Here is a 14,265-nt window from a genome sequence, read left to right as displayed (position 1 = left end):
GGAGCTACGCGGGAATTGAATTACATTTGATAAATCCGAAAATCACTCCAGATGAAATACGACCCGATCGACCCTAAATTGTACATCAGAAATCGTAAGAACTTTATGGCTCAGATGAAGCCAAAGAGCATTGCGGTCTTCAATTCCAACGATATTTATCCGATCAGTGCAGATAGCACTATGGCCTTTGAACAGCACCGGGACATTTTATACCTATCTGGTGTAGACCAGGAAGAGAGCATTTTAGTCTTGTTCCCAGATTCTGTTGACCCGGACCACAAGGAAGTGCTCTTTCTAAGAGAAACCAACGAACACATTGCTGTTTGGGAAGGTGAAAAACTGACCAAGGAAAGGGCCTTGGAAGTTAGTGGAATCAGAAAGGTGTATTGGTTACACGAATTTGATAAGGTATTCTTTGATCTGATGACCCAGGCCGATACGGTTTACTTCAATACCAACGAACACTACCGGCAAGCAGTGGAAACCCAGACCAGGGAGGATCGGTTCATCAGGGAGACCAAGGCTCGATATCCTGCTCATAGCTGGGCCAAGAGCAACCCTATTTTGCAACGCTTGCGTTCGGTCAAAGATCCGATCGAGATTGACCTGATTGCCCATGCTTGTAAGATCACCGAAAAAGGGTTCAAACGGATACTGGAGTTTGTCAAACCCGGTGTTTGGGAATATGAGCTGGAGGCTGAATACATGCACGAGTTCTTGCGAAATCGTTCGAAAGGATTTGCCTACACACCTATTGTGGCTAGTGGAAATAATGCCAATGTTCTACATTACATTCAGAATAATGGGCAATGTCAGGATGGGGATTTGCTGCTGATGGATGTAGGCGCAGAATACGCCAATTACAAAAGCGACATGACCAGGACAATCCCGGTCAATGGACGTTTTACGGACAGACAACGAGCCGTTTACAATGCGGTTAAAAGAGTGAAGGACGATGCAACCAAAATGTTAGTTCCAGGAACGCTTTGGAAGGAATATCATGTAGAAGTTGGGAAATTGATGACCTCAGAATTGCTGGGCTTGGGACTACTGGATAAGGCCGATGTTCAGAACGAGGATCCGGACTGGCCGGCCTACAAGAAATATTTCATGCACGGCACATCTCATCACATGGGATTGGACACCCACGATTACGGTATACTATGGGAACCCATGCAAGCCAATATGGTGTTCACCGTAGAACCAGGGATCTATCTGCCTGACGAAGGATTTGGCATCAGACTGGAAGACGATGTCGTGGTTCAGGGCAGTGGAGAACCGCTCAACCTGATGGCGGACATTCCCATTGAGGTCGACGAGATCGAAGCGATCATGAACGCATAAAAAAAAGCCTTTCGATTTCGAAAGGCTTTTTTGTTACCGATGGTTGGTGTTAGAGATTCAACACCCCGTTATCGGCGGCAGCATAATCGTTCCACTGATAAGCATCTGCCTGCTCATCATTGACGTAGGTTCCATCGACCAGGTAACGGAATTCGTAAGACTGGTCTTTAGGTAGATCGACGGTTCCTTTGAAGGTACCGTTCTTCAATTTTTTAAGTGGGGTTGCAGCTGCGTTCCACTCGTTGAAACTCCCAACGACCTTTACTTCGTTGGCCTCCTTGGCAGGTACAGAAAAAGTTACCTTACAAACAGGTTTTGTCTTTAGAAATTGCTTTGAAATTGCCATAGTATTGCGCATATAAGTTCTGAGGTAAATGTAGCTAACCACAGCAGCCTCACAAGAAAAAATTACGAAAAGTGAACGGGATTGAAAGGTCGGTAAAACACCCCATTAAAATTGAGAAAAATCAAAAAATGAGCAGCATTTTTTAGTAATTCCTCAAAGAATGATTTGCTATTTTAGTATCTGATTCTCAGGGTTTTCCACACTAAAACGATTTCGTTTTTTCAGAAATTTCTCCGAAAAGTGGGTAAAACGTCAATTCTCTACTTTTGCCTGTCGATTTTTGACCGATCCTGAGATGAAATTGGAAAGTAGATAAACCAATAAAGACGGCAGGACCCAGGCCATATTTTGATTGTAAAGTGGCAATCCGCTCATAAGATCATTGAGGCCACTATCCGGAGCAACTATTTTATAGAAGTCTGGAAAGCTGAACAACAAGGTTGTCGCTACCACCAATCGAAATGTCAATTTTGAGGTCCACTTGCCCGGCGCTATGTTCAGAATGATCAGGGTTATGGTCAGGGGGTAGATAAACATAAGTGCAGGGATGGCCACTTCCACAATATAAGGGACATTAAACTGCCCGATCACCACACCCAACAAACAACCCACAAAAGCAGTTATCACGAAAGCTGATTGTTTCTGACCAAATAATCCCTTCATAAAATCGGCTGCTCCGGTAATTATACCAACAGCTGTAGTAAAACAAGCCAGTGCGACCAATACACCTAAACTGGTCTGGCCAAACTTGCCCAAGGTCTGCTCACTCAAAAAGTGGACAAGTTCTGTACGATCCTCAGTCTGTATCCGATTACTGAAATTGGCACCAAGCGCGATCAGTCCACCGTAGATGATCAGCAAGCCAGAACCGGCCATCAAGGCAGCTCGAGAAAGGGTCTTTCTCTTTTGGGTATAATCTAGGTCTCCGGCCAGACCAAGGGAGATGACCACAATTCCACCAACCACTACACCCCCCAGGGCATCAAAAGTCTGGTAGCCTTCCAAAATTCCGGTGGAAAAATTATGAGCAAAAACAGATGGTTGTACAGCGCCGGTATCAGCAAACAAGCCAAGTGTTATAATAGCAAGCAATAATACTATTATGAGTGGGGTCAGGTATTTCCCAATGATCTCCAGGATCTTGGACCGATTGAGCACGAAGAAGAACACCAATAGAAAGTAAACAGAACTCAACCAAAGCGGAGACCAGTCAAAATTGGGAGCCACAGACATCTCGTAGGTTACAGAAGCCGTCCGTGGAGAAGGTAGAGCCAAGGCAATCAGGTAAACCATAAAGCTATATACAATCCCAAATGTGCGGGAAATGGGCCGGCCAAAATCCGCCATGGTCCCTTGTAGCCGGCTGTGCCCAAAGAGCGCAAGTATCGGAATTACAACTGCAGATAAGGCGAAACCCAATGTTACCCAGATCCATTGATCTCCGGCCTTTAGTCCCAATAAGGGAGGAAAAATCAGGTTACCGGCACCAAAAAAAAGGGAAAAAAGAGCAAAGGCAGTGACAAAGGTTTGCTTCAGGTTAGGCATTGACAGATATTTGTCGGGTCAAGATAGCCAAATGATTTTTGAATACGAGCGCACAAATATTCATTACCAACTGAAGGGTAAGGGGCCCTGTATTGTTATGCTCCATGGCTTCCTGGAGGACCATCAGATATGGGAGGGGATCACGGACAGACTGATTGAGCGGTTTACATTGCTCATGCCAGACTTGCCAGGACATGGTAGGAGTGATGTTATGGGAGAGGTTCACTCCATGAAGGACATGGCACTGGCCATTCAAGCTTTGACCGAGCATTTAAATATTGACTCCTATCAAATACTTGGTCACTCCATGGGCGGCTATGTTTCATTGGCCTTACTGGAAAACCATGCAGATTCTGTGGATCGTATCATGTTATTAAACTCAACTCCTGAGGCAGATTCTGATATGAGAAAGGAGAATAGAAATAGAGGCATCGAACTACTCTATAGAAATCCAAGCACCTTCATAAGTTCGTTGATCCGACAATTGTTCGACCCCGAAACGGTGCAACTCTATGAAGAGGAAATCTCCCAACTCGTAACAAGAGCAACTAGTTTTCCCTTAGAGGGAATTGCCGCTTGCATGCGCGGAATGCGGGATCGCCCGGATCGTACTTCTTTACTCTCTGCATTTACCGGAAGGAAGCTTTTCCTTTCTGCTACTCATGACCCGATCATCGAACTCACCCAAATCGAACAACTTGCAAACCAGACCGAAAGTGACTTCTTTGCCCTTCAAGGAGGGCATATGAGTTGGCTTGAATCTACTGCAGAAATTGTTAAAATAGTGTAGTTCATCGATTTTTTTGGTTGTTTGTCGATTTTATTGAAGAAAATTTATAGATTAGAGGCAACCAATTCAGAAAACCATGCCCAAAACTACCCAATCAAATTCGTTTTCTTTACCTGGTATCGTTTGCAGTGTAATAGGTCATCATTATGTCGTTACAAAAAAGGTGACCAATCATATCAATGAGTACAAATGCGTAAAATGTGGTAAAGAGATGACCGATAATGATACCGGGCATCTGGTTAAACTGAACTACAGAACAAAAGAAATCAACCAAGCCCTCGCCTCCCTGTTCCAAAAAAAGATGAGGCGGCTCTCAGCACAATAGCCCCATGAGAAATCTACGATGTAAACTGATCGGCCACGATCTGGAGTTCATACGCATGGACCAACACAAGATGAAGGAATACCGATGCCGTTGTTGTAAAGCAGAATTCACAGAAGACGGCAATGGTATGATTGTCCGCTTAAACAAGCATTGGCAAGAAAATAACCGACTATTCCAAGAACTGGTCAGTTCCTGATCAATCCTCTTTTATTGAATTCCATCCTCTGGCGATCAGCTCCATTTGCTGTCCCGCCCTGGTGATTAGTTGTGTTCCGGCAGCCACTTCGGTGATATGACCCAGAACGGTGAAGTCAGGATTGGCCTTGATCTTTGGAAAGTCTTCCATACTTATGGTCATAAGTAACTCGTAATCTTCCCCTCCGCTTAGGGCCACAGTGGTGCTGTCCATTTCAAATTCCTCACAGGTTGAAATTACCTGTGGGTCCAGTGGGATCTTATCCTCATATAATACACATCCAACTCCCGATTGTTTGCATAGATGAAGAATCTCCGAAGAGAGTCCGTCACTGATGTCGATCATAGCTGTGGGTTTGACCTCTAGCTTTTCAAGTAATTCCGTAATGTCTTTCCTGGCCTCAGGCTTTAATTGCCGCTCAATTAAATAGGTATAGGCATCCAGATCCGGTTGGGAGTTTGGATTTACTTGAAAGACCTGTCGCTCTCTTTCCAATACTTGAAGACCCAAATACGCTCCCCCTAGGTCACCACTCACCACTAAAAGATCATTCTCCTTAGCACCGTTGCGATAAACCAGATCGTCTTTTTTAGCCTCTCCCAAGGCGGTCACACTGATGATCAACCCACTCTGAGAAGATGTTGTGTCTCCTCCCACCAAGTCTACACCATATATTCTGCAGGCAGTGAGGATACCCTCATATAATTCTTCTACCGCTTCTACCGGAAATCGATTGGACAGCGCCAGACTTACCGTGATCTGGGTAGGACTGGCATTCATCGCATAGACATCAGAGAGGTTTACGATAACTGCTTTATAGCCCAAATGCTTTAGGGGCATATACCCGAGGTCAAAGTGCACCCCTTCAACCAGCATGTCCGTGGTTACAACTTCAACTACATCGGCTTGACGGCTGATCACTGCTGCATCATCTCCTATACCTTTAACCGTACTCTCCTGACCCAATTTGATATTCTTGGTCAGGTGTTCGATCAGTCCAAACTCACCTAATTGTGATATGGGGGTACGTTGATTATTTTTGTCTTCCAGCATGATAAATCGAAATAAGACCGCAAAAATAATATCTACCCTTTATAAATCCTTGAATTTTGCAGTATTATGGTCTTAACTGTTGTAAAATTTTGTCGGCTTTTACCTTCTTTCGGCTCACCGACCGTATATTTAGGCTCATTTAATTGCTATGAAAAGAATAGTCTGGCTATTTGCCTTAATATCAGTCTGTCTGGCTTGCTCTGACGATGAGGATATTCTGGATAATGCCATTGTTGTCGAAGAGGAGGAGGAAGTCGAAGAAGATCCGGTCAACTTTTCCCTTCCTTGTATTGACGGTTTTGCAGGAGATTATCCTTGTCTGAATTACGGGCTTATTGCCCAGGTCCCAATTAGTACATTCAATTCCGATACCGGAAACGATTGCTGGGGCTGGACCGATCCAGACACTGGTAAAGAATATGCCTTGATGGGATTGAGAAATGGCACCGGCTTTGTGGATATTTCTTCTCCTGATCTCCCTGTTTATCTTGGAAAATTACCAACGGCAACTGTACCGAGCGGATGGCGTGATATAAAAGTATACGGGAATCACGCTTTTATTGTGAGCGAAGCCCCGGATCATGGAATGCAGGTCTTCGATCTCACCAGACTTCGCAATGCCGAGACCAATAGCACTTTTGAAGCAGATGCAGTCTATACGGAATTTGGAAATGCACATAACATCGTGATCAACGAATCGACCTCCTTCGCCTATGTTGTAGGATCACAAACATTCAATGGAGGACCTCATTTTATAGATATATCCGACCCCATCAACCCACAACCAGCCGGAGGATACGATATGGACGATTACAGCCACGATGCCCAGGTGGTGACCTACAGTGGACCAGATGCGGAACATTTAGGTAAGGAGATATTTATCGGCAGTAACACTAATGAGGTGGTCATAGTGGATATTACCGACAAAGAAAATCCCCTTCAATTGTCATCGATATCCTATCCGCAGCTGGGGTATACTCATCAGGGCTGGTTTAGCAACGATCAGCAATACTTCTTACTGGGCGACGAATTAGACGAAATAGAATTTGGAATTAACTCCAGGACACTGGTATTCGATCTGGCGGATCTGGATAATCCCGAGATCCACACGGAATACCTTGGCAGCACCAGCGCAATAGATCACAATGGCTATGTGCGCGGCAACCGCTTCTACCAGGCCAATTACACGGCCGGAATGCGAGAGATCGACCTAAGCGGGTTAAGCGGAGGCAACCTGGAAGAGACCGGATTCTTCGACACCTACCCTGAGGACAACAATCCTACATTCCGGGGAACTTGGAGTGTTTACCCCTTTTTTGGTAGTGGTAACATCATACTTAGCAACATAGGTGAAGGACTGTTTATCATTCGCAGGCAATAGGTTATCGAACAGCAGAGGATAAAAATTTCTGCTTGCCTTTGCCTATCAATTTTTGTTCGAGGTGATATTTAGCTATTATAATTCCAATTTCCCGGTACAAGGATCAATGTGCTTCTTTTCACGTTTGGACGTGACTTATGATTGAACAAAATTGGTAAAATTGATAATTCAACTCAAAAAAAGAATTCAGTAATATGAGAACTATTATTTCGATTTTTGTTCTATTTAAAGTCAACAGCGAAGTTTTAACAATGAAAATTGCGATTATCCTTTTTTTACTCCCCTTGTTTGCCGCAGGCCAGACCCCTTGTGAAGATGGCCTATCTAACGGCTTTCCTTGCGAGAATTTCGAATTCATGTCTCAACTCACCCTCGAAGATCTGGCTGCCGGATCTGCCAATGACTCCTGGGGATGGACAGACCCTGAGACCGATGTGGAATACGCCCTTGTCGGGCTTAACAACGGTACGGCGTTCGTCGATATATCCGACCCGCTTAACCCGCTGCTAGTAGGGAAGCTACCTACTCACACTGTAAATTCTATTTGGCGTGACGTCAAGGTGTATTCCAACCATGCATACATAGTGAGCGAGGCTGAAAATCACGGTATGCAGGTTTTTGATCTAACTCGGCTGCGGGAAGTTGAGAATCCCCCTGTAACCTTTACAGAAGACGCGCATTATGGTGAGATTGGCAGCGCTCACAATATTGTGATCAATGAAGCCAACGGTTTTGCGTATGCCGTTGGAACAGCAACCTTTAACGGGGGCCTCATTTTATCAATATCCAGGACCCGAAGAATCCACAACCCGCTGGAGGTTATGGCATGAGCAACTACAGTCATGATGCGCAGGTGGTCACCTACAGTGGCCCTGATGCCGATTATCAAGGCCGAGAGCTACTTATAGGTAGTAACGAAGACGAAGTCATTTTGGTGGATATCACGGATAAAGAAAATCCTGAATTGATCTCAACTACAGGTTATAGCAACGTTGGATACACCCATCAAGGGTGGTTTACGAACGATCAGCGCTATTTCCTCTTAGGTGACGAATTCGATGAGCTCTCTGTGGGGTTCAATACCCGGACCGTCATTTTCGATTTCACTGATCTGGATAACCCTTTCCCGCTATTCGAATATTTCGGAACAACAGCAGCTGTAGATCACAATGGATATGTATTGGGAGATCGTTATTATCTAGCCAATTACGAAGCCGGTTTGCGAGTAATGGATATTAGCCAAATCGGGAACCTCGAAATGGAGGAAATTGCTCATTTCGATACTTATCCGGCATCGAACAATCCCACTTTTAATGGGACTTGGAATGTTTATCCTTTCTTCGAAAGCAGAACCGTTTTGATCACTGGAGAAGCCGGCATGACCTTGGTGCGCGACCCAGATGAGCTTCTGACAAATCAGCCGGAAGTGAAAGCCGAGATTACTTTATACCCCAATCCGGCAGATGAGATAGTTTTCCTGAGATCAGACACGGAACCTTTACAGCAGGTTGAGATCATGAATACCCTTGGTCAAATAATCCGTAATTTTACACTAGATAATACCCGAACAGAAAAAATTGCTATCTCTTCGTTAAATGCTGGTCTTTACCTGATCAGAGTAAATAATGACCGGATCTTTCGGCTAGTTGTCAATTAGTAAGTAATGATTAAAAGGATTCTCATATTCCTCTGGCTCATGCTGCTGATCCCGATCTTTCAGAATTGTCAGATCGAGGAGTTAGGAGATGGAACTGCCTTGGATCAGGATCCTATCGAAGATGACGACCAAGGCGGAGATCAAAATGATTTCGAAGGCACCCTTGATCTGGTGATCACCTTAGGTGGCAGTGGTGAAGATGAAGCCGTGGACCTGGCAACCACTTCGGATGGAGGTATTGTTGTGGCTGGAAATACGAACAGTACAGATGGAGACCTGTCAGGACGGACCGGAAACGACCGGGATTATTGGGTGATCAAACTCAATGTCTCGGGTGAAATAGTTTGGAGTAAGACGTATGGCGGACAGCAAGACGATCGGCTGGCTAGTATATCGGCCACCCTGGATGGTGGATTTGTACTGTCCGGATATAGCAGAAGTTCAGATGGCGATGTGTCTGGAAACGAAGGTTTCCACGACTTCTGGATTCTAAAGATTGACGCAAATGGAAACCCGCAATGGGATCAGAACTTTGGATACACAGGTAGTGATCAGGCCTTCCAGGTAATACAAACTTCGGATGGGGGCTATATGGCCGCAGGATTCTTGGATGTGGACGCAAGCGATGGTGAAGGGAATGACAACCGAGCTGTTCAGCACGGAGTCGGAGATTATTGGATCGTGAAGATGGATAGCCAGGGAGAGTGGATCTGGAGAAGGTATTTTGGTGGAACGAACAACGATCGGGCCAGGGACATTCTCCAACTTCAGGATGGCAGCTTTTTGGTGATCGGTTCCTCAGAGAGCGATGATTTTGACATTACTGATGATAAGGGCTCATACGATATGTGGGTTGTAAAGGTCAGCCCGGTTGGTGATAAGATTTGGACGCGTTCATTCGGAGGTTCACAGATCGATATGGGGTATACGGCCATAGAGCATCAGAACGGTGAGATCACCCTGGTTGGTGATTCCCGGAGTTCGGACGGAGACCTGCAAAGCAATATGGGTAACGCTGATGCCTGGTTGGTTAGAATAGATTCCAATGGTGACATCCTGGATCAACAGAGTTATGGGGGAGAACAATTCGACACCTTTAATAGCGTTTACCCATTTGAAGAGGACAAGCTTCTGCTTTGTGGCTCAACCCGTTCTACAACCGGGGATATTTCCCAAAATTCTGGCGAGAATGACAGTTGGATTGCCATAATCGATTCCCAGGGCCAACAGGAATTTTCACTCACTGTAGGAGGCAGTGATTTTGATTTTGGTTATGCTGCTGCTGTTCATCCAGATGGCAGTATATGGGGAGTAGGAAGTACAGAAAGCAGTGACGGGGACGTTACTGAACAAAAAGGACAGAACGATCTAATGATATTCAAGATTAAGTAATTGACGATGATGAAAAAAGCACTTTTGTTTTTAAGCTTGCTGCTGGTAATTACCAGCTGCGGAAGTGATGATGGCGGAGATACTCCGATTGCGGATGACGATCCTGCCGAACTATTCCGAGCCACGCTAACTTTTACTCAAAACTGGGGTGGAACAGAAGTTACCAATCAAGACTACAATAAAACAGTCTTTACCAACGAGAACGGAGAACAAATGACGATCACCAGATTGCGCTTTCTGATCTCTCGGGTAGTACTGATCAACTCCAACGGACAACAATTTCCGCTGGCCGACTATCAGTTGATAGACCTGGGAAATCCGGCAACTAACACCTTTCTTCCTCCTATTGACATTCCTGCTGGCGGCTACCGATTAGCCTTTACATATGGTTTCAACGAAGGCGACAATGTCAGTGGACAATACAGCGACCTCAACACGGTACTTTGGAACTGGCCGGAAGAGTTAGGCGGCGGTTATCACTTCATGCAACTGGATGGAAATTACAATGTGGATACCACACCAAACCCTTACAACTTCCACAACGGAACGGCCCGTCAGGAACCAGGTGTTTTCGTGCCCAATCATGTGGTTTTTGACAACCCGCAATTAACGGCAGTGGCGTCTGATGTTATCATCAATATAGATATGGACATCTCTCAGTGGTTCAAGGACCCTAACCTTTGGGACCTCAACCAGATGGATGTTGAATTGATGGGCAACTTTGATGCTCAGATCATGATGAAAGAAAACTCACAGTCTGTGTTCACTTCCCAGATCTTGGTGGACGAATAGATCCAATGTTAAAAAGATGGAGTTGGTTAAGTTTAGTGGTTCTTCTAATTGCTTGCGACAATTCAGAGGATGATACCGCCTATGTCCCTACTCCAGCAAGTATAGATGCTCCGGCTCTATTTCAACAATTGCTTGGGGAGCCAAATATCCCGGCAAACAACCCCCTGACTGAGGATGGAATTGCTCTTGGCCAACGATTGTTCTTTGATCGTGCCTTGTCAGTAGACGGTTCAATTTCCTGCGCCAGTTGTCACGACCCTGTTGCAGCCTTCTCGGACAACAGACAGTTTAGCTTGGGTGTCACCGGAGAAGAAGGCATGAGAAACTCTATGCCCTTGCACAATCTGGCCTGGAACATAAACACCTTTAATTGGGACGGAAGTGCCAATTCACTGGAAGAGCAAGCATTTGAACCAGTGACTAACCCTGTGGAGATGAACAACAGCTGGGAAAATGTTGTTCAAACCCTCGAAAATACCGCCAACTACCCTCAACTCTTTGAAGAAAGCTTTGGAACAGCTGGAATCGACTCTGCAAGAGTGACCAAGGCACTAGGACAATTTATCCGAACCCTGGTGTCCGGAAATACCAGGTTTGACCGCTTTCTGCTCGGAGAGATCGAACTAACCCCTTCAGAGCAGAATGGATTTGACGTATTTATGGACGAAGACAGAGGGGATTGTTTCCACTGTCATGGAAATCGAAACAACCCGCTTTGGACTGATAATGCGTTTCACAATAATGGCCTGGACGAAGTCATTACCGACCGTGGCCTAGGTGCTGTTACGGGTGATCCCAGGGAGTTTGGACTCTTTCGAACCCCTTCTCTCCGTAACTTAGCTTATACTGCACCCTACATGCATGATGGCCGCTTTGAAACCTTGGATGAGGTCATTGATCATTACAGTGAAGGCCTGGTTTTCTCGGAAACAATCGACCCCTTGATGAAGGCCGTCAACCAAGGAGGAGTGCAGTTGAGTCCGCAAGATAAGGCCGATCTTAAGGCTTTTTTGCTCGCACTCTCCGACCCTGAATTCATCCTTCCCCCACCCCTTCCCAATCCCGGGAATTGACAGGCCGTGGTCAGAGATTGTTAATTATTGTATAAATCTATGGCCGTATCAGCTTAATTTCTGACCCTTTCGAGCCGAAACACCCGTTTTGACTTATCTTTGCAATCCAACTTAGACTAAGTGCATTTAGCGATGATCAAAGTAAGTGATACAGCGAAAAGCAGATTGGTTCAACTAATGACAGACGAGGGCTTTAGCCACGATCAGGACTATGTCCGGGTCGGTGTAAAAAGTGGCGGATGCTCTGGCTTGTCTTACGACCTAAAATTTGATAGCGAGCAACTGGACAACGATAAAATCTTTGAAGACAATCAGATCCGTATCGTGGTCGACAAGAAGAGCTTTTTATACCTGGTAGGAACAACTCTGGAGTACAGTGGTGGTCTTAACGGGAAAGGATTTGTTTTTAATAACCCCAATGCCAACAGGACCTGTGGCTGTGGAGAGAGTTTCTCCCTTTAAAACCTGACGGAATGAATAAGTTCACCGAAGATGATCTGAAGAAGGAACTCGAGACCAAGGAGTACGAGTATGGGTTCTACACGGATATAGAATCCGATACCTTTCCTGTAGGATTGAATGAAGACATCGTTAAGGCTATCTCCAAGAAGAAAGAAGAGCCTGAATGGATGACACAATGGAGGCTTGAAGCCTTTGCAGCCTGGAAGCAAATGGAAGAGCCCGAATGGGCCAATGTGAATTACGACAAGCCCAACTTTCAGGATATCTCCTATTACTCAGCTCCAGCAAAAAAAGCGAAATACGAAAGCCTGGATGAAGTCGATCCGGAATTACTGGAAACCTTCAATAAACTTGGGATCTCCCTGGAAGAGCAAAAGAAACTGGCAGGAGTGGCAGTAGACATTGTCATGGACTCTGTTTCTGTGGCTACTACCTTCAAAGACACCTTGGCCGAGAAGGGGATCATCTTCTGTTCGATCTCCGAAGCTATCCAGGAATATCCAGAACTGGTCAAGAAATACATCGGAACGGTTGTTCCACAAAAAGATAATTTTTACGCAGCATTGAACAGCGCGGTATTTAGCGATGGTTCTTTCTGCTATATTCCGAAGGGAGTTCGATGCCCTATGGAACTCTCTACTTATTTCCGGATCAACCAGGCGGGGACCGGTCAGTTTGAGCGGACCCTGGTCATCGCAGACGAAGGTAGCTATGTGAGCTACCTGGAAGGCTGTACGGCACCCATGCGTGATGAGAACCAGTTGCATGCTGCCGTTGTGGAACTCATTGCCCTGGACGATGCCGAAATCAAATATTCTACAGTTCAGAACTGGTACCCTGGGGGAAAAGATGGAAAGGGAGGAGTCTTCAATTTTGTGACCAAGCGAGGACTTTGCGAAACGAACGCCAAGATCTCATGGACACAAGTGGAGACCGGAAGTGCCGTAACCTGGAAATATCCAAGCTGTGTGCTGAAGGGAGATAACTCTGTAGGGGAATTTTATTCCATCGCTGTTACCAACAATTACCAGCAGGCGGATACGGGAACCAAGATGATCCATATAGGGAAGAATACCCGCAGTACGATCATTTCGAAGGGGATTTCTGCAGGTTTCTCACAGAATAGCTACAGAGGGCTGGTGAAGATCAACCCCAATGCTGATCAAGCCAGGAACTTCTCTCAGTGTGACTCTTTACTGATGGGGAACAAATGCGGGGCCCACACTTTCCCATACATCGAAGCCAAGAACAAAACGGCCCAGATTGAACACGAGGCGACAACTTCCAAGATCGGGGAAGATCAGATCTTTTACTGCAATCAGCGTGGAATAGACACCGAAAAGGCCATCGCCCTGATCGTAAACGGATTCAGTAAAGAAGTATTGAACAAGCTTCCTATGGAGTTTGCGGTAGAAGCTCAAAAATTATTGGAAATCAGCCTGGAAGGCTCGGTTGGATAACATGACAAACAACAACAACATGATCAATAAAAGTATTTACGGACTCCTCTTTGCGCTGATCCTTATCGGCTGTAAAGGGAAAGAAGGGGAAGAACAAACGGTGGTAGAAGGTTCCGAAGTTGTGGAAACTGAAGAGATTGCCTCTGCGGATAAACCCCTTTACAACTCCTACCGAGGAGAATTCATCTATGTAGCGGATGGTGCTGTCCTGAATGGAAAGAATTTCATTTACGGGGTCAAATTGGACTCCATGGCCCAGGTTTTAGCGGACCGAGTTGCTCCTGTAAAGGAGAGTGAGTTCGATATGGTCGAAGTCATTGTTTACGGAATTGTTGAGCCAAAAGCAGAAGGCGAAGAAGGTTGGGATGAAGTCCTGACCATCAAAGAAATTGTCAGTGTGAGTGAAACTCCCTCACCTGCCGAAATAAAACTAGAAGAAAAAAACTAGC

15 protein-coding genes and 1 pseudogene are annotated in these 14,265 nt (G+C 45.5%); 13 read left to right on the top strand and 3 right to left on the bottom strand.

Translation table 11 applies throughout. From position 1 onward, the window contains the following. Window positions 1-51 precede the first annotated feature (51 nt). Window positions 52-1,344 (top strand): aminopeptidase P family protein, encoded by a 1,293-nt coding sequence (locus BST85_RS12625; protein WP_104813585.1) that lies wholly within the window; start codon window positions 52-54, stop codon window positions 1,342-1,344. Between the two features lie 49 nt (window positions 1,345-1,393). Here the strand turns inward: BST85_RS12625 and BST85_RS12620 are convergent, their stop codons facing one another. Then, window positions 1,394-1,690 (bottom strand): isoamylase early set domain-containing protein, encoded by a 297-nt coding sequence (locus BST85_RS12620; RefSeq protein WP_104813584.1) that lies wholly within the window; start codon window positions 1,688-1,690, stop codon window positions 1,394-1,396. A 252-nt stretch (window positions 1,691-1,942) separates the two neighbouring features. Then, window positions 1,943-3,235: a branched-chain amino acid transport system II carrier protein gene (gene brnQ / locus BST85_RS12615; RefSeq protein ID WP_104813583.1), complete on the bottom strand. Its 1,293-nt coding sequence runs from the start codon at window positions 3,233-3,235 to the stop codon at window positions 1,943-1,945. 31 nt (window positions 3,236-3,266) lie between these two features. Here brnQ and BST85_RS12610 point away from each other — a divergent pair, with 31 nt between their 5' ends. From BST85_RS12610 to BST85_RS14265, 3 genes are all read left to right on the top strand, one after another. After that, complete coding sequence (locus BST85_RS12610; protein ID WP_104813582.1) at window positions 3,267-4,025, top strand: alpha/beta fold hydrolase; 759 nt, start codon at window positions 3,267-3,269, stop codon at window positions 4,023-4,025. Window positions 4,026-4,101: 76 nt separating this feature from the next. Further along, window positions 4,102-4,350 (top strand): hypothetical protein, encoded by a 249-nt coding sequence (locus tag BST85_RS12605; protein WP_104813581.1) that lies wholly within the window; start codon window positions 4,102-4,104, stop codon window positions 4,348-4,350. A gap of 4 nt (window positions 4,351-4,354) precedes the next feature. Continuing rightward, window positions 4,355-4,546, top strand: coding sequence for a hypothetical protein (locus BST85_RS14265; protein ID WP_146090723.1), 192 nt, complete (start codon window positions 4,355-4,357; stop codon window positions 4,544-4,546). Here BST85_RS14265 and thiL read toward each other — a convergent pair whose 3' ends face one another. Further along, on the bottom strand, window positions 4,547-5,599 hold the full coding sequence (thiL, locus tag BST85_RS12600; protein ID WP_104813580.1) for a thiamine-phosphate kinase: 1,053 nt from the start codon (window positions 5,597-5,599) through the stop codon (window positions 4,547-4,549). It lies immediately after the preceding gene. A gap of 148 nt (window positions 5,600-5,747) precedes the next feature. On the opposite strand from thiL, the gene BST85_RS12595 reads away from it, so the two are divergent. The 9 genes and pseudogenes from BST85_RS12595 to BST85_RS12560 all read left to right on the top strand — a co-directional run bounded on the left by BST85_RS12595 (window position 5,748) and on the right by BST85_RS12560 (window position 14,264). After that, window positions 5,748-6,980, top strand: a complete 1,233-nt coding sequence (locus tag BST85_RS12595; protein WP_104813579.1) for a choice-of-anchor B family protein — start codon at window positions 5,748-5,750, stop codon at window positions 6,978-6,980. A gap of 194 nt (window positions 6,981-7,174) precedes the next feature. After that, a pseudogene (locus BST85_RS14795) lies at window positions 7,175-8,313 on the top strand (choice-of-anchor B family protein); the annotation flags it as partial. Between the two features lie 45 nt (window positions 8,314-8,358). Continuing rightward, on the top strand, window positions 8,359-8,637 hold the full coding sequence (locus tag BST85_RS14790) for a T9SS type A sorting domain-containing protein (protein ID WP_425427910.1): 279 nt from the start codon (window positions 8,359-8,361) through the stop codon (window positions 8,635-8,637). Between the two features lie 6 nt (window positions 8,638-8,643). Beyond that, entirely contained in the window at window positions 8,644-10,029 is a 1,386-nt protein-coding gene (locus BST85_RS12585) for a hypothetical protein (RefSeq protein WP_104813578.1), read from the top strand. A 6-nt stretch (window positions 10,030-10,035) separates the two neighbouring features. Next, entirely contained in the window at window positions 10,036-10,821 is a 786-nt protein-coding gene (locus tag BST85_RS12580; protein ID WP_104813577.1) for an MbnP family protein, read from the top strand. 5 nt (window positions 10,822-10,826) lie between these two features. Beyond that, window positions 10,827-11,894, top strand: a complete 1,068-nt coding sequence (locus BST85_RS12575) for a cytochrome-c peroxidase (protein ID WP_181040021.1) — start codon at window positions 10,827-10,829, stop codon at window positions 11,892-11,894. A 132-nt stretch (window positions 11,895-12,026) separates the two neighbouring features. Then, window positions 12,027-12,356: a HesB/IscA family protein gene (locus BST85_RS12570; protein ID WP_104813576.1), complete on the top strand. Its 330-nt coding sequence runs from the start codon at window positions 12,027-12,029 to the stop codon at window positions 12,354-12,356. 11 nt (window positions 12,357-12,367) lie between these two features. Continuing rightward, window positions 12,368-13,816, top strand: coding sequence for a Fe-S cluster assembly protein SufB (gene sufB / locus BST85_RS12565; protein WP_104813575.1), 1,449 nt, complete (start codon window positions 12,368-12,370; stop codon window positions 13,814-13,816). A gap of 19 nt (window positions 13,817-13,835) precedes the next feature. Beyond that, window positions 13,836-14,264, top strand: coding sequence for a hypothetical protein (locus BST85_RS12560; protein WP_146090721.1), 429 nt, complete (start codon window positions 13,836-13,838; stop codon window positions 14,262-14,264). The last annotated feature ends 1 nt before the right edge of the window (window position 14,265 follow it).

The organism is Aureitalea marina, from assembly GCF_002943755.1.
Taxonomy (GTDB): domain Bacteria; phylum Bacteroidota; class Bacteroidia; order Flavobacteriales; family Flavobacteriaceae; genus Aureitalea; species Aureitalea marina.
This window is presented reverse-complemented; position numbering and strand designations above follow the sequence as displayed.